Source organism: Rhodanobacter fulvus Jip2 (assembly GCF_000264315.1).
Classification (GTDB): Bacteria; Pseudomonadota; Gammaproteobacteria; order Xanthomonadales; family Rhodanobacteraceae; genus Rhodanobacter; species Rhodanobacter fulvus.
The window spans coordinates 1-17689 of the sequence record NZ_AJXU01000047.1 but is presented as its reverse complement, the minus strand read 5'-3'; the positions used below and the strand labels follow the sequence as shown (position 1 = coordinate 17689).

The 17689-nt window shown below is 66.1% G+C and carries 19 protein-coding genes; 9 read left to right on the top strand and 10 right to left on the bottom strand.

Annotated features, from left to right (window positions below; genetic code table 11):
* Window positions 1–17: 17 nt before the first annotated feature.
* On the bottom strand, window positions 18–749 hold the full coding sequence (locus UU9_RS11835; RefSeq protein ID WP_040670910.1) for a 2OG-Fe dioxygenase family protein: 732 nt from the start codon (window positions 747–749) through the stop codon (window positions 18–20).
* A 380-nt stretch (window positions 750–1129) separates the two neighbouring features.
* Here UU9_RS11835 and tgt point away from each other — a divergent pair, with 380 nt between their 5' ends.
* The 4 genes from tgt (at window position 1130) to secF (ending at window position 5756) form a co-directional block, all read left to right on the top strand.
* Window positions 1130–2272, top strand: a complete 1143-nt coding sequence (tgt, locus tag UU9_RS11830) for a tRNA guanosine(34) transglycosylase Tgt (RefSeq protein WP_083838972.1) — start codon at window positions 1130–1132, stop codon at window positions 2270–2272.
* A 204-nt stretch (window positions 2273–2476) separates the two neighbouring features.
* Entirely contained in the window at window positions 2477–2806 is a 330-nt protein-coding gene (yajC, locus tag UU9_RS11825; RefSeq protein WP_007081989.1) for a preprotein translocase subunit YajC, read from the top strand.
* A 94-nt stretch (window positions 2807–2900) separates the two neighbouring features.
* A complete protein-coding gene (gene secD, locus UU9_RS11820) occupies window positions 2901–4781 on the top strand; it encodes a protein translocase subunit SecD (protein WP_007081988.1) in 1881 nt (626 codons plus the stop codon).
* Between the two features lie 9 nt (window positions 4782–4790).
* Window positions 4791–5756: a protein translocase subunit SecF gene (gene secF, locus UU9_RS11815; RefSeq protein WP_007081987.1), complete on the top strand. Its 966-nt coding sequence runs from the start codon at window positions 4791–4793 to the stop codon at window positions 5754–5756.
* Between the two features lie 65 nt (window positions 5757–5821).
* Here the strand turns inward: secF and UU9_RS11810 are convergent, their stop codons facing one another.
* Together UU9_RS11810 and UU9_RS11805 are read right to left on the bottom strand one after the other, a co-directional pair.
* Window positions 5822–6319 carry a C40 family peptidase gene (locus UU9_RS11810; RefSeq protein WP_083838973.1) on the bottom strand — a complete coding sequence of 166 codons (498 nt, stop codon included), beginning with the start codon at window positions 6317–6319 and terminating at the stop codon, window positions 5822–5824.
* Window positions 6320–6512: 193 nt separating this feature from the next.
* On the bottom strand, window positions 6513–7847 hold the full coding sequence (locus tag UU9_RS11805) for a hypothetical protein (RefSeq protein WP_007081985.1): 1335 nt from the start codon (window positions 7845–7847) through the stop codon (window positions 6513–6515).
* A gap of 197 nt (window positions 7848–8044) precedes the next feature.
* Here UU9_RS11805 and gorA point away from each other — a divergent pair, with 197 nt between their 5' ends.
* Window positions 8045–9391: a glutathione-disulfide reductase gene (gorA, locus tag UU9_RS11800; RefSeq protein ID WP_007081984.1), complete on the top strand. Its 1347-nt coding sequence runs from the start codon at window positions 8045–8047 to the stop codon at window positions 9389–9391.
* A gap of 14 nt (window positions 9392–9405) precedes the next feature.
* Window positions 9406–10185 carry an N-formylglutamate deformylase gene (gene hutG, locus UU9_RS11795; protein WP_040670913.1) on the top strand — a complete coding sequence of 260 codons (780 nt, stop codon included), beginning with the start codon at window positions 9406–9408 and terminating at the stop codon, window positions 10183–10185.
* An 18-nt stretch (window positions 10186–10203) separates the two neighbouring features.
* On the opposite strand, the gene UU9_RS11790 is transcribed toward hutG, so the two are convergent.
* From UU9_RS11790 to asnS, 7 genes are all read right to left on the bottom strand, one after another.
* Window positions 10204–10632, bottom strand: coding sequence for a RidA family protein (locus tag UU9_RS11790; RefSeq protein ID WP_007081982.1), 429 nt, complete (start codon window positions 10630–10632; stop codon window positions 10204–10206).
* On the bottom strand, window positions 10629–11294 hold the full coding sequence (can, locus tag UU9_RS11785; RefSeq protein WP_007081981.1) for a carbonate dehydratase: 666 nt from the start codon (window positions 11292–11294) through the stop codon (window positions 10629–10631). Before can ends, UU9_RS11790 begins: the two co-directional genes overlap by 4 nt.
* 19 nt (window positions 11295–11313) lie before the next feature.
* The gene (locus tag UU9_RS11780; protein ID WP_007081980.1) at window positions 11314–12780 is read right to left on the bottom strand and encodes an aldehyde dehydrogenase; all 1467 of its coding nucleotides are present in this window, start codon (window positions 12778–12780) and stop codon (window positions 11314–11316) included.
* An 89-nt stretch (window positions 12781–12869) separates the two neighbouring features.
* Window positions 12870–13658 (bottom strand): SDR family oxidoreductase, encoded by a 789-nt coding sequence (locus UU9_RS11775; RefSeq protein WP_007081979.1) that lies wholly within the window; start codon window positions 13656–13658, stop codon window positions 12870–12872.
* A gap of 33 nt (window positions 13659–13691) precedes the next feature.
* Window positions 13692–14006: a hypothetical protein gene (locus UU9_RS11770; RefSeq protein ID WP_007081978.1), complete on the bottom strand. Its 315-nt coding sequence runs from the start codon at window positions 14004–14006 to the stop codon at window positions 13692–13694.
* Window positions 14003–14836 carry a MalM family protein gene (locus UU9_RS11765; RefSeq protein WP_007081977.1) on the bottom strand — a complete coding sequence of 278 codons (834 nt, stop codon included), beginning with the start codon at window positions 14834–14836 and terminating at the stop codon, window positions 14003–14005. Before UU9_RS11765 ends, UU9_RS11770 begins: the two co-directional genes overlap by 4 nt.
* A gap of 13 nt (window positions 14837–14849) precedes the next feature.
* The gene (gene asnS / locus UU9_RS11760; RefSeq protein WP_007081976.1) at window positions 14850–16265 is read right to left on the bottom strand and encodes an asparagine--tRNA ligase; all 1416 of its coding nucleotides are present in this window, start codon (window positions 16263–16265) and stop codon (window positions 14850–14852) included.
* A 144-nt stretch (window positions 16266–16409) separates the two neighbouring features.
* Between asnS and UU9_RS11755 the strand changes: the two genes are divergently transcribed.
* The 3 genes from UU9_RS11755 to rpsR all read left to right on the top strand — a co-directional run bounded on the left by UU9_RS11755 (window position 16410) and on the right by rpsR (window position 17597).
* Window positions 16410–16736: a HesB/IscA family protein gene (locus tag UU9_RS11755; RefSeq protein WP_007081975.1), complete on the top strand. Its 327-nt coding sequence runs from the start codon at window positions 16410–16412 to the stop codon at window positions 16734–16736.
* 189 nt (window positions 16737–16925) lie between these two features.
* Window positions 16926–17351 (top strand): 30S ribosomal protein S6, encoded by a 426-nt coding sequence (gene rpsF / locus UU9_RS11750; RefSeq protein ID WP_007081974.1) that lies wholly within the window; start codon window positions 16926–16928, stop codon window positions 17349–17351.
* Window positions 17352–17366: 15 nt separating this feature from the next.
* Window positions 17367–17597, top strand: coding sequence for a 30S ribosomal protein S18 (gene rpsR / locus UU9_RS11745; RefSeq protein WP_007081973.1), 231 nt, complete (start codon window positions 17367–17369; stop codon window positions 17595–17597).
* The last annotated feature ends 92 nt before the right edge of the window (window positions 17598–17689 follow it).

Below are 17689 nucleotides of genomic sequence, written 5' to 3'. Positions count from 1 at the left end.
AATAGATCAGAGCATCCTTAGCTGCCGGGGACGCCGCGAAAGGTCACTACCAGCACGTCGCGATGGGCGGGTTTGTCGGGATCGAGTGGCGTCACCGCGGTCACGCCGTGGAACACGCGCGCATCATCGACCAGCGCGGCATCCAGCGGCTGCGCCAGGGTGAAACTGCCCAGCTCGTGGCGATCGGGCGCGTGGATGGTGGTGGTGCCGCTGGCGATGTTCTGCCGGTCGATCAGCAGCACCAGCACGTAGTCGACGCCGTCGCGATGCACGCCCTCGGGCGTGGGTTCGCCATCCTCGCCGCGGCGCGCCTCGATGCGGAACTGGTGCGTTTCGATATGCCAGTGCGTGGTGGCGGGCGCCAAAGAGCCAAAGAAATCGCGGCAGAAATCCAGGATGCGGCGCAGGCTGGCGCTGTCGCCCACCGCGGGCAGGATGGGGTCGAACCAGCGCTGGATGTCGCCCTGCAGATGGTTGTAGCTGCGGCTCTGGAAATGCGGCTGGGCCGGTTGCCGCCGTATTTCCCCTTCGCGTGCCGCGGCAAAGGTGGCGTAGCGGCGACGGCGATGGCGACCGCTGGCGGCCAGGTAAGTGTCAGGCGACAGGTCGTTCCAGCTGTCCGCGAAGGCGTCCCAGTCGTCGAGCGCCTCGCCGTGCAGCAGCGTGCGCATCACTTGCGCGGTGACGAACGCAAACCCCTCGTCCCGCAGGTTGGCGTGCAGGGCGGGCATATCGAGGGGATGGTTCATCGACGTAATTTAGCAGGGGCCGGATGAAGCGGCGATGGCTGGTTTCCCCGCAAGCACCCGCCTCTCTCCTCAACCCTCTCCCCCCAAGGGAGAGGAGGTCACGGTGTCTTCAAGCTTCTGCGCTACAGGCGAGCCAAGCGAAAGCCGCAAACGACGCACCTCACCGCCGAAAAGCACCGTAATACCCTCTCCCCTGCGGGGAGAGGGCAGGGGAGAGGGGGCGCACGCCGCGGGAAAGCCGCAACGGAGCCGCTTGCAACGTCGGAAAGGCGCACCCATCACCCTCCCCGCGAGCCCGCCCCTCTCCTGAATCCTCTCCCCGGAGGGACGAGGAGGCCTAACCAAAAGCACCACCCTCACAAACCCGCGATAATGGGCAGATGACTTCCATGCAATTCGACCTCCAGGCCACCGATGGCGCCGCCCGCCGCGGCCAACTCCGTTTCGCCCGCGGCACCGTGGAAACGCCCGCCTTCATGCCCGTGGGTACCTACGGTTCGGTGAAGGCGATGACCCCGCGCGACGTGCGCGAGACAGGCGCCGAGATCATCCTGGGCAATACCTTCCACCTGTTCCTGCGGCCGGGGCTGGAGATCGTCGAGAAATTCGGCGGGCTGCACCGGTTCATCGGCTGGGACAAACCCATCCTCACCGATTCGGGCGGTTTCCAGGTGTTCTCGCTGGCGCACAAACGCAAGATCACCGAGGAAGGGGTGTTGTTCGCTTCGCCGGTGGACGGCTCGAAGGTGTTCCTGTCGCCCGAAGTGTCGATGCGGATCCAGACCACGCTGGATTCGGACATCGCGATGATCTTCGACGAATGCACGCCGTACCCGGCGACCGAGAAGGTGGCCAGCGATTCGATGGAGCTGTCGCTGCGCTGGGCGGCGCGTTCGCGCCAGGCGTTCGACGACTTGCAACGTGTCAATTCAAAGCCGCCGAATGCGCTGTTTGGCATCGTGCAGGGCAGCGTGTACGAGAACCTGCGCCAGCGCTCGGCGGCCGGGCTGGTGGAGATTGGCTTCGACGGCTATGCCATCGGCGGCCTGGCTGTGGGCGAAACCGAGGACGAGCGCAACCACGCGCTGGATTTCACCGTGCCGCTGTTGCCGCACGACAAGCCGCGCTACCTGATGGGCGTGGGTCGTCCCGAGGACATCGTGGAGGCGGTGCGTCGCGGCGTGGACATGTTCGATTGCGTGATGCCCACGCGCAACGCGCGCAACGGCTTCCTGTTCACCGCCGAGGGCACGCTGCGCATCCGCAATGCGAAGTTCGCCGACGACACGCGGGTGATCGAGGAAGGCTGCGATTGCCACGCCTGCGCCAATGGCTTCAGCCGCGCCTACCTGCGCCATCTGGACCGCTGCAACGAGATCCTGGGCAGCCAGCTGGCCACCATGCACAACCTGCGCTATTACCAGCGGCTGATGGCCGGGCTGCGCGACGCCATCGCCAGCCAGACGCTGGAGGCGTTCACCGCCGCGTTTTACGCCCAGCGCCAGGCGGCGGCCGGAGTGTAGGAGCGGCTTCAGCCGCGACGCTTTGCTTTGGAGTCGCGGAACAAAAGCATCGCGATTGAAGTCGCTTCCACAGGGTCGCGCCAGGCTTGTCGGGCCCGGGTCGCCCGCCGTGCATGGGGCCGGGGTGGCATGCCATAATCAGCGATCTTTTATCAGGCGTTCAGCTGATTTGCCGGGCTGCGCCGTCACTTGCGAGTTAAAACCATGAGTCTTCCGATTCCTTTCGTGATTGCCCAGGCGGCGGCGCAGCCGGCCGGCGGCGGCGCGTCCATGATCATCATGATGGTGGTGCTGTTCGGTCTGATGTATTTCATGATGATCCGGCCGCAGATGAAGCGGCAGAAAGAGCATCGCGCGCTGGTCTCGGGTCTGGCCAAGGGCGACGAGGTCGTCACCAATGGCGGCATCGCCGGCCGCGTGGACGAGGTGGGCGAGACCTTCCTCACGGTGGAGATCGCCGCCAACGTGAAGGTCAAGGTGCAGAAGGGCGCCGTACAGCAGGTGTTGCCGAAGGGCTCGCTGAAATCGTCCTGACCGCTGCTCCGCAACACGCCGGTTCACACCGGCGCTTTCCCAACGATAGACGCTACCGCCGCGGCCGATGCCGCGGCTTTGATGGGTGCATGGCATGAGTGATTTCCCCCGCTGGAAGTACGCGCTGGTCGCGCTGGTGATGTTGTTCGGCGTCATCTACGCGCTGCCGAACGTGTTCCAGCCGATACCGGCCGTGCAGGTCACCGCGAACCGCGATGCGCCGCCGATCGACCAGGCCGTGCGGCAAAAGGCCGCGGCGGCGCTGCAGCAGAAGCACGTCGTCGCCGGCGAGGTGATCGTGTCGAAGGATGGCCACCTGCTGGCCACGTTCGCCAACAGTGACGTGCAGAAGACCGGCGCCGACGTGATCAAGGACGCGCTGGGCGACGGCTACACCGTGGCGTTCAAGCTGCAGCCGACGGTGCCGCGCTGGCTCACCGCCATCGGCGCCAACTCGATGCCGCTGGGCCTGGACTTGCAGGGTGGCGTGCACTTCCTGATGCAGGTCGATCAGGACGACGTGATCGACAAGCAGGAAACCAGCTACGCGGACGATATCCGCAACCTGATGCGCGAAAAGAAACTGCGTTACGTGTCGGCCAACCGCAACGCCGGGCGTGGCAACGGCATTGCCGTGGCGTTCCGCACCGACGCCGAGCGCAACACCGCGGCCGACGCGATGGCCGTGGCGTTTCCCGACCTCAACGTGACCAACGGGCCGGACACGGACGGCCACTTCGTGGTCACCGCCAAGGTCAAGCCGGACAAGCTGCGCGAGCTCGCCGCCAACACCATCAAGCAGAACCTGGGCACGCTGCGCAACCGCATCAATGCGCTGGGCGTATCCGAGCCGCTGATCCAGCAGCAGGGTGAAGACAAGATCGTGGTGGAACTGGCTGGCGTGCAGGATCCGGCCGAGGCAAAGAAACTGATCGGCGCCACCGCCACGCTGGAATACCGCGCCGAGGGCGGCTCCGACGCGCAGGCGGCGGAAGCGGCCCGTACCGGCAACGTGCCGCCGGATGCCCGCCTGTATTACGAGCGCGGCACGGGGCGGCCGATCCTGCTGAGCAAGCGGATCATCGCCACCGGCAACGAGCTGGTTGATGCCACCTCATCCTTCGATTCGCAGAGCGGTTCGCCCTCCGTGTCGGTGACGTTGAATGCCACCGGCGCCAAGAAGATGCTGGACTTCACTACCGGCAACGTCGGCAAGCGCATGGGCGTGGTTTACGTCGAGCGCGTGGTCGACACCAAGGTGGTGGACGGCAAGGAAGTACGCGTGCCCAAGATCACCCAGGAGGTGATCAACTACGCCGTCATCAACGGCGTGTTCGGGAAGAATTTCCAGACCACCGGCCTGGGCAGCGCGAAGGAAGCCTCCGACCTGGCGCTGCTGTTGAAAGGCGGCGCGCTGGCCGCGCCCACCGACATCGTCGAGGAGCGCGTGATCGGTGCCAGCCTGGGCCAGGACAACATCGACAAGGGCTTCAAGGCGGTGATGCTGGGCCTGGCGCTGGTGCTGCTGGCCGCCGCCATCTACTACAAGCTGTTCGGTCTGGTGGCCGACGTGGCGCTGTTCTTCAACCTGGTGGTGCTGATCGCGATCATGTCGATGATCGGCGTGACCCTGACCATGCCCGGCGTGGCCGGCATCGTGCTGACGCTGGGCATGGCGATCGACGCCAACGTGCTGATCTGCGAACGCATACGTGAGGAGTTGCGCAACGGCTGTACGCCGCATGCGGCCATCCGCGCGGGTTACGAGAAGGCGTGGTCCACCATTCTGGATGCCAACGTCACCCACCTGATCGCCGCACTGGCGCTGACCACGATGGGCACCGGCGCGATCAAGGGCTTCGGCGTGACGCTGATGATCGGCATCCTGACCTCGCTGTTCACCTCGGTGACGCTGACCCACGCGTTCACCGCGCTGATCCACGGCCACCGCAAGCTCAAGACGCTGTCGGTCTAAGGAACGCTCATGGAAATTTTCAATCACGACAGCAACATCCACTTCCTGGGGATGCGCAAATACACCATCGCCATCGCCATTTTCCTGATGGTGGCCTCGGTGGCGCTGATCGCCACCAAGGGCCTCAACTATGGCCTGGATTTCACCGGCGGCGTCTCGATGGTGGTCGACTACGATCAGCCGGTGGAGATCGCCGACGTGCGCGCGGCGCTGGAAAAAGGCGGCCTCGACCATGCCGTGGTGCAGGCCCTGGGTGGCACCCGCGAGGTGTCGATCCGCATGCAGCCCAAGGATGATCCGGCCGCGTTGCAGGCTGCCGACGGCAAGGTCAACCTCGACCGTATCGCCGCCGACGTCACCCGTACGCTGCAGGCTGCGCGTCCGGACGCCAAGCTGAAGAGCCGCGACTACGTGGGCTCGGAAGTCGGCGCCGAATTGCGCAGCGACGGCACCGTGGCCGCGATCTTCGTGATCCTGGGCATCATGGCCTACCTGTGGATCCGCTTCGAACGCCGCTTCGCGATCGCGGCGGTGGCCACCGAGGTCCACGACGTGCTGGTGACGCTGGGCATCCTGGCGCTGGTGCAGCGCGAGTTCGACATGACCGTGCTGGCTTCGGTGCTGGCGGTGATCGGCTACTCCATCAACGACAAGGTGGTGGTGTTCGACCGCATCCGCGAGCTGTTCCGGCTGGCGCGCAAGGCCGAGCCGGAGGAGATCCTCAACCGCTCGATCAACAACACGCTGTCGCGCACCATCATCACCTCACTGTTCACCGGCATCACCATGGGCGCGCTGTACTTCTTCGGTGGCCCGGTGGTGCACGGCTTTGCCATCACCATGCTGATCGGCATTCTGGTGGGCACGCTGTCCTCCATCTTCGTGGCCAGCCCGATCCTGCTGTGGCTGGGCGTGTCGAAGAAGGACCTGATGCCGGTCACCAAGGAAAACCCGGAGCTGGCGCGGCGCCCCTGAGCCCGTCCCGATCCATGAAAAAACGGCACCCGCGGGTGCCGTTTTTTTTTGCTCCCGTGGGGGATTCACTCCAGCAGCCGTTTTCCATAGGCGAAATGGTCGCCCCAGTACGGCCCGTCCAGGTCATCCAGGCGTACCGTGCCGCCGCTGTTGGGCGCGTGCACGAAGCGGCCCTTGCCGACATACACGCCGACATGGCTGATCGCGCCACCGATGTCGAAAAACACCAGGTCGCCGCTGGCCAGTTGCGTCATGCGGTTGACCTTGCGGCCCTGCATGGTGGACATGGCATGTGACGTGCGTGGCAGGGAAATACCGGTGGCGGCGCGGTAGATGTAGTCGACCAGCCCGCTGCAGTCGAACCCGCTGTCGGGGGTGTTGCCGCCCCAGCGGTAGGGCGTGCCGACGAGGCCGATGGCACGAAACAGCACATCGTTGGCCTCGCCCGCGCTGGCCGCCGACGGCGCGCGGGGCGGCAGGTCGGCGAGGGCGGAATGCGAGGTTTTGTAGGTAGGTTGGCGCTTGTGTGGTGTGCCGGCGCAGGCGGCCAGCAGCAACGCCATGCCGCCCAGCAACCCGTAGCGCACGGCACGCCATGGCAAGGGTGCGGCGACGTGGCAGACGTTTGGCTCAGGATTCACGGGAGCCCCTCGGTGGCAACGATCTCGAGGTTATCAAATCAATCACTTGTAAGGAAGTTGTGAGAAAGAAGAGGAATTTTGTGGTGTTGGGGGACGGCGACCGCCATCGTCGCCGCTAGCGCGGGCGCACCTCGACGAATTTGTCGGACAGCGTGTTGCCGTTGATGCCCCAGGCCCGCAGGCGGTAGCGGCCGGGGCGCAGGTAGAGCTTGGTCACGGTGTCGCCTTGCAGGAAGGCGTAGCGATCGGCGGCGATGGCATCGTCTGGCTCGTCCGGGTAATGCGCGTCGACGACGCAGGGGACGACCGCCTTGCACAGCGCGGTGCTGATGTTCAGCGGACGTCGCTCGCCGTCCAACGTCAGCCATGGCGGTCGTTGCGCATTGACCTCGTGCGAGAGCATCGGCAGGGAGCGCGTGGTGTTGTGCACCATCGTCCAGGGTTGGGTGTAGCCGCTTTCGACGGCGCCCATGCCCGAGGCCGGCAGGATCACGTTGAGATCGTACTGGTCGGGGTGGGCGCTCCAGGCATGGCCGTCGGTGCGGTTGAGCAGCACGGTCGGTCCGGCCGGTTCGAAGCGTGTCACCAGTTGTTGATAGGCCTCGTCCGGCTCGGCGGGGAGCTGTTCGCGAAACTGGGTCTGGTCGATCGACAGCGGCACCAGGCCGGTCAGTTTCTGCAGGCGCATCGCCATCGAATCGATCGCGCCCAGCCGCCCGCGTGCCTTGTCGATGTGGGCGTAACCCGCGTGCACGAACAGCCTGGCCGCCGGATCGTGCGCAAAAACCTTCTCGTAGAGGTTTTTCGCCTGCCCGGTTTCGCGCGCCTGACCCTTGGCGCCCTCGGTGTCATAGGCGACCACCGTGAACCCGAGTCGCAACGCCTGGCGCACGATCTCGCCGTAAAGCGGCTCATGCAGGTAGTCGCTGCCGTCGGTTTTCAGCGGATAGCCGCGTTTCGCCAGGCCGCGATCCTTGCCCAGTGCCTCGACCGCGAAATAATCGAAGCCAAGGGCACGCAGTCGAGGCAGCAGCGCCAGCGTCAACTCGCGCGTGTGCGCATCGTGGTGGGCTTCGTTGACCATCACGATGCGCCGGTCGGTGGCTAGCCGGGCAACCACATCGACGGCGCTGGCGGCCTTCCATGCGTCGGTTGTCGGCAGCGTGGTGTCGGCCGGCACATGGCTTTTCAGCGGAAAGTCGCGCACCGCCTCGTTGTAGAAGCCCAGCTCGTTCTCGACCGAGGCGAACATCTGCATCGCCAGCTGTCGTTCGCGCGGGGCGAATTGTGGCATCACCTTGAGCACGTAGAGGTAGCGGGCCAGATCGTTCGGCTGCTCGTTGAGCGCCCGGAAAAACGTGATTTCGGACGCGCTGAACGACTGCGCGAACAGCGGCGCGGTCGCCAGCAGCACCGTGCAGCAGATGGCGGATATCCAGCGTATTTGCATGCGCAAGCCTCCGGACCTTTTTCGAGAGCCTGCACGGGACACGCCCGTTGGGCAAGCTGCGCGCCAGCATGGCGCGGCGTTCCGTGCGGTCGGGACGCCCGTGGGTGCGAGGGGGATTTTTTACCGCGGCGATCGCGTTGACGCCACGATCCCGGCCGGCCGGCGACACTTCCGGCATCTTCCCCGGGAAAAACATCATGACGCCCCATCCAGATCTGATCGTGCTCGGGGCCGGCTCCGGCGGGCTGGCGACTGCGCTTCGCGCCGCGGAACACGGCGCACGCGTGACGCTGGTCGATCCGGCCGCGCTGGGCGGCACCTGCGTGCATCGCGGTTGCGTACCGAAGAAGGCCTTGTGGTTCGCGGCGCAATGGGAGCAGGCGCAGCGGCTTGCCACCGAGGTGGGTTTTGCATCGCAACCGGGCCCGCTGGACTGGGCGCGCTTTCGCGCGGTGCGGGCGCGTTACATCGAGGGGATCGAGCAGCGCTACGGCGAGCGGTTGCAGCGGGCGAACGTGCAGCGGTTCCCGCACCGCGCGCGGTTTGTAGGGCCCGACGCGGTCGAACTTGCCGACGGTAACCGCCTGCGGGCGCCGCACATCGTGATCGCCACCGGCGGCCGGCCACGCACGTTGCCGTTGCCGGGCTTCGATCTGGGCATGGTGTCGGACGACGTCTTTGCGCTGTCGACCTGCCCGCGCCGCACCGTGATCGTGGGTGGTGGTTACATCGCGGTGGAGTTTGCGGGCCTGCTGCAGGCGCTGGGCAGCGAGGTGACGGTGCTGGCGCGCGAACGACTGCTGCAGGGTTTCGACGACGAGCTGGTGCAGGCGCTGGCGACGCACATGCACGGGCAGGGCATTCGCGTGCGCTACAACACCGACGTGACGGCGGCGCGCCGCACGGATGCCGGCATCCTGCTGGATGACGCGACGACCGGCGTGGACGGCCCCTACGACGCCTTGCTGTGGGCGGTCGGGCGGGTACCCAATACCGACGAGCTGGACCTGCCGGCCGTGGGCGTGCGCACCGATGAGCGTGGCCGCGTGCAGGTCGACGCGCAGCAGAGAACCAGCGTGGAAGGCATCCTGGCGATCGGCGACGCCAGCACCGACAGGGCGCTGACGCCGGTCGCCGTGGCGGCCGGGCGTCATCTCGCCGATCGCCTGTTCGGTGGCCAGCCGGAGGCGCATCTCGATGGCGAAAACATTCCCAGCGTGGTGTTCAGCAAGCCGCCGTTGGGTACGGTGGGCATGACCGAGGCACAGGCGCGCCGGCATCACGGCGATCAGGTGGTGGTCTATCGCAGCCGCTTCACGCCGATGCAATGGGCCCTGGCCGATGAACCGGGGCAGAGCCTGATGAAGCTGGTCTGCGTGGGCGCCGAGGAGCGGGTGGTCGGCATCCATGCGCTAGGTCCGGGCGCGGACGAGATGCTGCAGGGATTTGCCGTGGCGCTGAAGTTGGGCCTGCGCAAGCGCGACCTGGACGCCACGCTGGCGATCCATCCCACGTCGTCCGAAGAACTGGTGCTGATGCGTTGAGTACCATGGCCGCCATGGATACCTTCACCTTGCGACGCGGCCGCGTGCCGCTGCTGATCAGCCTGCCGCACGACAGCAGTTTCATTCCTCCTCCCATCGCCGCGCGCATGCGTCCGCCGGCGCGCCGTTCGCCGGATACCGACTGGCATGTGGGGCGGTTGTACGAACCGCTGGCGCAGGTGCTGGGAGCCAGCGTGCTGCGACCGCTGGCGTCGCGCTACGTGGTCGATCTCAATCGTCCCGCCGATGGTCATGCGCTGTACCCGGGCCAGCGCGAAACCGGACTGGTGCCGTTGATCGGCTTCGATGGTGAACCGCTGTACAGCGCGGCCGAGCCGGTCGATGCGGCGGAAGCGCAGCAACGCATCGATGACTACTGGCGCCCGTATCATCGGGCGCTGGCGGATGAGCTGGCACGGCTACAGGCGGCGCACGGCCGCGTGGTGTTGTGGGAGGGCCATTCCATCCGCAGCAAGGTGCCGATGCTGTTCGACGGCAGCTTGCCGGATTTCAACCTCGGCACAGCTGCCGGCGCCAGTTGCAGTCCCGCTTTGCAGGCGCAGCTCGAAGCGTGCCTGGCCGCGCAAACGCGCTTCAGCGTGGCGGTCAACGGGCGCTTCAAGGGCGGCTACATCACCCGCCATTACGGCGCGCCCGCAAGCGGCGTGCAGGCGGTGCAACTGGAGCTGGCGCAGCGCCATTACATGGACGAGGAAACCTTCGCCTACGACGAGGCGAAGGCGCCGGCGGTGCAGCAGTTGATCGAAAAATTGCTGCGGATCTGTCTGGCGTAAGGCGCCAGCGACGGATGGTCAAGGGGCGGAAGCGGCGATCGCGGCCACGCACTTCACTTCGATGGCGATGGGTGTGGGCAGACGGGTGATGCCCAGCGTGGTGCGGCAGGCGTCCACGCCGGCGAAGTATTCCGCGTAGAGGCGGTTGTAGGCGGCGAAATCGCGTTCCATGTCGGTCAGGAACACGGTGACGTCCACCAGGTCGGCCCAGGCCGCGCCGCTGGCTTCCAGCACGGCGCGCACGTTGGCGAAAACCTGATGGCACTGCGCTTCGATGTCGTAGCCGATCAGTCGTCCGTCCGCATCGTGGACGTTGCCCGGGATCGCATCGCTGCCCGGCTGGCGTGGGCCCACGCCGGACAGGAACAGCAGGTTGCCCACACGCCGCGCGTGCGGGTACGCACCGACCGGCGCGGGCGCGGCGTCGGTGCGTACGATGCCGCTCACGCGCGGGCTTTCCAGCGCTCGGCCAGGTTCACCAGCGACTGTTCGTAGGACTCGTGCAATTGCTCGTGCCCGCGCACATCGAGGCCGAGATCCTGGATGCAGCCGTCGTCGAGGCCGTAGATCCACGCGTGCACCGCCAGCTCCTGGCCGCGATCCCAGGCCTCGCGTACCACTGTGGTGCGGCACACGTTGAGCGCCTGCTCGATCGCATTCAGTTCGCACAGCCGCGCATGGCGCACCGCGAAGGCCTCGGCGGGATCGAGTACGCCGCTGTGCTTCATCGCGATGTCGTCGATGTGCCGCAGCCAGTTGTCGATCAAGCCCAGATGGGATTGATTGAGCACGGCGCCCACGCCACCGCAGCCGTAGTGGCCGACCACCAGGATGTGCTTGACCTTGAGCACGTCCACCGCGAACTGGATGGTGCTCAGCGCGTTGAGGTCGGTGTGCACCACCACGTTGGCCACGTTGCGATGCACGAAGATCTCGCCCGGCGGCAGGTCCACGATCTGGGTGGCCGGCACGCGCGAGTCGGAGCAGCCGATCCACAGGTATTTCGGTGCCTGCTGCTGCGCCAGCTTCTCGAAGAAGTCCGGCTCCTGCGCGGTGACGCTGGCGGCCCAGCGCCGGTTGCTGGCAAGCAGATCTTTCAGTGAATTCATCAAGGTTCCCGTTCAGGTTTCAAAAGCGTATGCAGATGTTTTTCGGCTCGGTGAAGAAGTACAGCGCGTCGCTGCCTCCCTCGCGCCCGAGCCCGGATTGTTTGGTGCCGCCGAATGGCGTGCGCAGGTCGCGCAGCAGCCAGCAGTTGATCCAGACGATGCCGAATTGCAGCGCGGCGCCGAGACGGTGCGCGCGGGATAGGTCCTGCGTCCACAGCGACGCGGCCAGCCCGTAACGGCTGTCGTTGGCGATCGCCAGCGCTTCGGCCTCGTCCTCGAACGGGATCAGGCTGACCACCGGGCCGAAGATTTCCTGCTGGTTGGTGGTCGCGGCGTTTTCCAGCCCTTCGATCACCGTGGGCGCGATGAACCAGCCCCCGGCGCAGCGGCCGGGGAGTCGCACGGCTTCCCCGCCGCAAAGCACGCGGCCGCCTTCGGCGCGGGCCTGTGCGATGCAGCCCAACACCTTGTCGTGGTGGCTTTTCGAGACCATCGCGCCCAGGTCGCTGTCGGCGTCATCCGGGTCACCCACGCGCAGCGCCTGCACCCGCGCCAGATAGCGGGTGCGAAACGCGTCGTAGATCGATCGCTGCACCAGCAGGCGCGAACCGCACAGGCAGATCTCGCCCTGGTTGGCGAAGCCCGAGCGCACGATGGTGTCCATGTTCGCGTCGGAAAGGTCGGCGTCGGCGAACACGATGGCCGGGTTCTTGCCGCCCATTTCCAGCGACACTTTCTTGAACTGCGATGCAGCGGCAGCGGCGATGGTCGCGCCGGTGACGGTGCTGCCGGTGAAGGAGATCGCGCGCACCCGCGGGTGGTCGACCAGTGCCTGGCCCACGGTGGGCCCGTGGCCCTGCACGATGTTCAGCACGCCGGCCGGAAAGCCCGCCTCGATACTCAGCTCGCCCAGAAGCGCGGCGGTGCAGGGCGTGATTTCCGAGGGCTTGGCCACCACCGTATTGCCAGCCGCCAGCGCGGGCGCGATCTTCCAGCTGAACAGGTACAGCGGCAGGTTCCACGGGCTGATGCAACCGACCACGCCCAGTGGCTGGCGCAAGGTGTAGTTGATGGCGCCGCTGCCCGGCACGCCGTTTTCCATGGCGTGCGATTCGCTGCCCCAGTGGGTGATGGCGGCAGCGAAGTGGCGCAGGTTGCTGACCGCACGGGGGATGTCCAGGCGACGGGCCAGCGCCACGGGTTTGCCGCTGTCGCGCGACTCCAGCGCGGCGAATTCCTCCAGCCGTGCCTCGATCAGTGCAGCCAGCCGCAACAGCAAGGCGGCACGCTGGTCGATCGGTGTGGCGGCCCATGCCGATGCGGCCGCGCTGGCCGCCGCCACAGCGGCATCGACGTCATCGGCGCCGGAATCCGGACATTGGGCGAACACCTGGCCGGTGGCCGGCTCATGCACATCCAGCCATCGATCGATGAGCGGTGCCTGCAGGCGACCGTCGATCAGATTGGCGAATTGCAGCGATGGCATCCGCCAAGCTTACGTCCAGCCGCCTGCAATTGCACCGAACGCGGGCGTATGCAGCGGCCATGAAGCCGCGGCACCGCGATGTTTTTCCATTACAGCGAACGGGTGCGACCGCCATCCACCGGCAGGTTGATGCCGGTGATGTAGCTGGCGGCGGGTGAGGCCAGAAAAGCCACCGCCGCGGCGGTTTCGGCGGGGTCGGCGAAGCGGCCGATCGGGATCGCCGACGCCATCGCCTGCTGCACGTCATGCATGCTGCGGCCGCTGGTCTGCGCCTTCGCCGCCACGATCTGCGCAATGCGCGGCGTATCGGTGGAGCCGGGCAACACGTTGTTGACGGTGATGCCGTCGGCGGCCACTTCGCCCGCCAGTGTCTTGGCCCAGTTCGCCACCGCGCCACGCGTGGCGTTCGACACGCCGATGCCCGCGATCGGCTCCTTCACCGAAGTGGAGATGATGTTGACGATGCGGCCCCAGCCTGCCGCTCGCATGCCGGGCAACACGGCCTGCGCCAGCGTGTGGTTGGCCAGCAGGTGCCGACGGTAGGCGTCCAGAAAGGTGGCCGGTTCGGCGGTGGCGATGTCGCCCGGCGGCGGGCCGCCGCTGTTGTTGATGAGGATGTGCACCGGGTGCGCTGCCACCAGTCCGTCGACCTGCCGGCGCAGCGTTTCGGTGTCGGCCACGTCGGCGACCAGGAAGCCGTGTCGTTGTGCCGCGTGGCTGCGCGGCAGTTCGTTTGCCAGTGCGGCCAGCACGTCGGCGCGGCGCGCCAGCACCGTCACGTCGGCGCCCAGCAGCGCCAGCTCGATGGCGCAGGCGCGGCCGATGCCTTGCGATGCGCCGCAAACCAGCGCGTGGCGTCCCGTCAGATCAAGTCGCATCGGCGTTCTCCCTCGGGGCGCGCGGGACGCGCATCAATGCAGCAACAGACGCATCGCCAGCGCGCCAAGCCAGCACAACCAGCCCAGCCAGGGGCTGTAGCGCCAGATGGCGCGCCAGCGGTCGATGGATGCGTCCTCCAGCGCTGGCAGGGCGGGCGAACGCAGCGCGTATTGCATGCGCATCCAGGTGCGCATCGTGCCGGCCTTGCCGTTTTCCGGCTCGGCGATGATTTTCCACTGCTGCGGGTAGCGCTGCCGCAGCAAGGCAGCCACCCGGAAATGGGCGGCGTACGAGAGCACGAACAGCGCGACGCCGGCGAGCAGCAAACCGAGATAGAGGACGATCACGGGCTGCGGGCCCGATCGCCGGCGTTGTCGCTACCGCTGCTGTCGCCAGCGTGGTGGCTCCACGGCGTGGGCAGCGCGGTGCGCAAGGTGCTCAACACGCCATTGCCCTCGGGCGCTTTCTTGCAGATCGCGTTGTCTATGGCCTTGGCGTAGGTGGTGTTCATCATGCCGACCCACAGCGTGCCGTCCGGCCCGTGCGGCACGCTGAAGCTGCCGGCGGAGTTCATGTTCAAGGTGGCCTTGGTGCTGAAGGCGGCGGGCGATTGCTCCCAGTAGGTCTGCCCTGATTGCTGCGCGGCCGAGCTGTAGACCAGCAGGTAGCGCGCCTTGTCGCTGTCGATGTTCAGGCTGCCGAACGCGCCGGTGGTTTCCTCGCCCCACCCCATGTGTTCGCACAGGTCGATGTCCTTGGAACGGATCGGCTGGAAGCCGCCATCCAGCAGCACGATGGTCGGTGCAAACAGATAGCTGCTGTGCAGCCAACGACCGTTCAATTCGGATTTCAGCGCCACCCGGTACGGCAGCTTGGCGTCCACGGGCAGTCGGAACGCCAGGAAATAACTGTGTGTGCCGTTGAGGTTGGCCACCATGCCGCCGTTGCCCAGCGTGAATTTCTGCGGCTGCCACGGCAGCATGTGCTGGTAGGAAAAGTCGGCAAAACTGCTGCAGCACGGGGTCGCCTGCAGCAGGTGTTGCATCGCCTCGTCACGGGTGTTGCCGGTTTCCGTCGACGGCCGGAGGTTGGGCGGCAGCAGCGTTTTCACGCTGTGGCAACCGGTCAGCAGGACGCCGAGGAGCAGGGCAAGCAGCAGGGGCAATCGATGGGTCATGGCCAGTCGTTACTCAGAATTCCGCCAGCCCCGCCGCGCGCGGGAAGGGGATGGCATCGCGGATGTTGGACAGGCCGCACACGTAAACGAGCAGCCGTTCGAAACCGAGGCCGAAGCCCGCATGCGGCACGGTGCCGTAGCGGCGCAGGTCGCGGTACCAGCCGTACGTGGTGGCGTCGAGGTTGAATTTCTGCATGCGGCGGTCGAGGTAATCCAGGCGCTCCTCGCGCTGCGCACCGCCGATGATCTCGCCGATGCCCGGCGCCAGCACGTCCATCGCCGCCACGGTTTTTTCGTCGTCGTTCAAGCGCATGTAGAACGCCTTGATCGCCTCGGGGTAATTCATTACGACCACGGGGCGGCCGATATGTTTCTCGGCCAGGTAGCGCTCGTGTTCGGTCTGCAGGTCGACGCCCCATTCCACGGGGAATTCAAACTTCTGACCCGACTTTTTCAGGATCTCGATGGCGTCGGTGTAGTCGATGCGCTCGAACGGCTGGGCGATGAACGCCTCGATGCGGCTGATCGCCTCCGGCAGCACGCGTTCGGCGAAGAACGCCATGTCGTCGGCGCGCTCGTCCAGCACTGCCTTGAAGATCGCCTTCAGGAACCCCTCGGCGCAATCGGCGTCCGCGTTGAGGTCGGCGAAGGCGATTTCCGGCTCCACCATCCAGAACTCGGCCAGGTGGCGCGGCGTGTTGGAGTTCTCCGCGCGGAAGGTGGGGCCGAAGGTGTAGACCTTGCTCATCGCCAGGCAGTACGCCTCCACGTTGAGCTGGCCGGATACGGTGAGGAACGCCTCGCGGCCGAAGAAATCCTTGCGGAAATCGATCTTGCCGTCGGGCGTGCGCGGCAGGTTGGCGAGATCCAGCGTGGACAGCCGGAACATGTCGCCGGCGCCCTCGGCGTCGGAGGTGGTGATGATCGGGGTGTTGATCCAGAAGAAACCCTGCTCGGTGAGATGGCGGTGGATCGCCGTCATCATCGTGTGGCGCACGCGCGTCACCGCGCCGAACAGGTTGGTGCGCGGGCGCAGGTGGGCCACCTCGCGCAGGAATTCCATCGAGTGCTGCTTGGGCTGGATCGGGTAGGTTTCCGGATCGTCGACCAGGCCGGTGACGATCACCTCGCTGGCCTGGATCTCGAACGTCTGGCCCTTGCCCTGCGAGGGCACCAGCGTGCCGCTGACGATCACGCCCGCGCCCGCGGTGAGATGTTTCACCTCGCTGTCGTAATTGCCCAGCGTGGCCGGCACCACCGCCTGGATCGGGTCGAAGCAGGAGCCGTCGGTGACGTTGACGAACGACAGCCCGGCCTTGGAATCGCGTCGCGTACGCACCCAGCCGCGCACGGTGACCGCGCTGCCCGCGTCGATCGTGCCGGACAGCGCCTGTTTCACGCTGCAAATGCTGGGGCTGACTGCGGCCATCGATTGAAACTCCTGGGCGGGCACCGCATCTGGGTGCAAGGTGGTTGAGTGGTGCCGCCGGACGGCGCGCGCCAAACCGCCATGATAATGTAGGCATTGCCCGGGCCGCGAATGTTCGGGCATCAATCGAGGTCTTGTCGCATCATGAGCATCACCATTACCCCCGTCGCCAACGAACGCATGCGCCATTTTCTGGCCGGCTCGCCCGCCGCGGCCGGCGTGCGCTTCGGGGTCAAGCGCACGGGCTGCTCCGGCTTCGCCTATGTGGTGGATCTGGCCGACACTGTCGGTGACGGCGACCAGATGGTCGAGGTGGATGGCCTGCCGCTGATCATCAACGACAGCAGCGTGGCGCTGGTCGAGGGCGTGGTGATCGATTTCCAGCGCCAGGGCCTGAACGCCAGCTTCGTGTTTCACAATCCCAACGCCACCGGCGCCTGCGGTTGCGGCGAGAGCTTTACGGTCAGCTGAGTCCGCCGCGGACGCAGCGCGTCCCTCGTGCCCCAACGACTTGTGCTTCAACGACTTGCGGGTTGCTGCGTCGCCGGCTTACAATTCCGCTTCTGTCCGCGCCCATTCTGGCGGGCAGCACACTTGCCTCACCGCCACGGCGGGAGGCTGCGAGGCCATCCGGCCGCATCCACAAGGAGTCAACCCACAATGACCCTGCGTCATTACGAGATCGTGTTTCTGGTCCACCCTGACCAGAGCGAACAGGTTCCGGCGATGATCGAGCGCTACAAGTCGCTGATCGAAGCGGACGGCGGCAAGATCCATCGTCTCGAGGACTGGGGCCGTCGTCAGCTGGCCTATCCCATCGTGAACCTGGCCAAGGCGCACTACGTGCTGCTCAACATCGAAGTTGGCCAGAACGCGCTGAACGAACTGGAGTCGGGTTTCCGCTTCAACGATGCCGTGCTGCGCCACCTGGTGGTGCGTCGCGACGAAGCCGATACCGAGCCGTCCTTCATCCTGAAGTCGAAGGAAAAGGACGACGCCAAGACCACCCGTCGCCGTGACGACGAGGGTGAGGGCGAAGGCCGCGGCCGTGACCGCGACGACAACCATCGCGACAGCGACGACTGATAGGAACCCAAGACCATGTCCAAGTTTTTCCGCCGCCGCAAGTTCTGCCGCTTCACTGCCGAAGACGTGAAAGAGATCGACTACAAGGATCTCAACACCCTGCGCCAGTACGTCACCGAGAACGGCAAGATCGTCCCGAGCCGCATCACCGGCACCAAGGCGCGCTACCAGCGCCAGCTGGCCACCGCCATCAAGCGCGCCCGCTTCCTGTCGCTGCTGCCGTACACCGACAACCACGACGTCTGATTTGAAAGCTGGGAACAGGGAGTAGGGAATAGGGAATCGGTTGCTCCGTAGCGCCGCTTTTCCCATTCCCGATTCTCCATTCCCGATTCCCG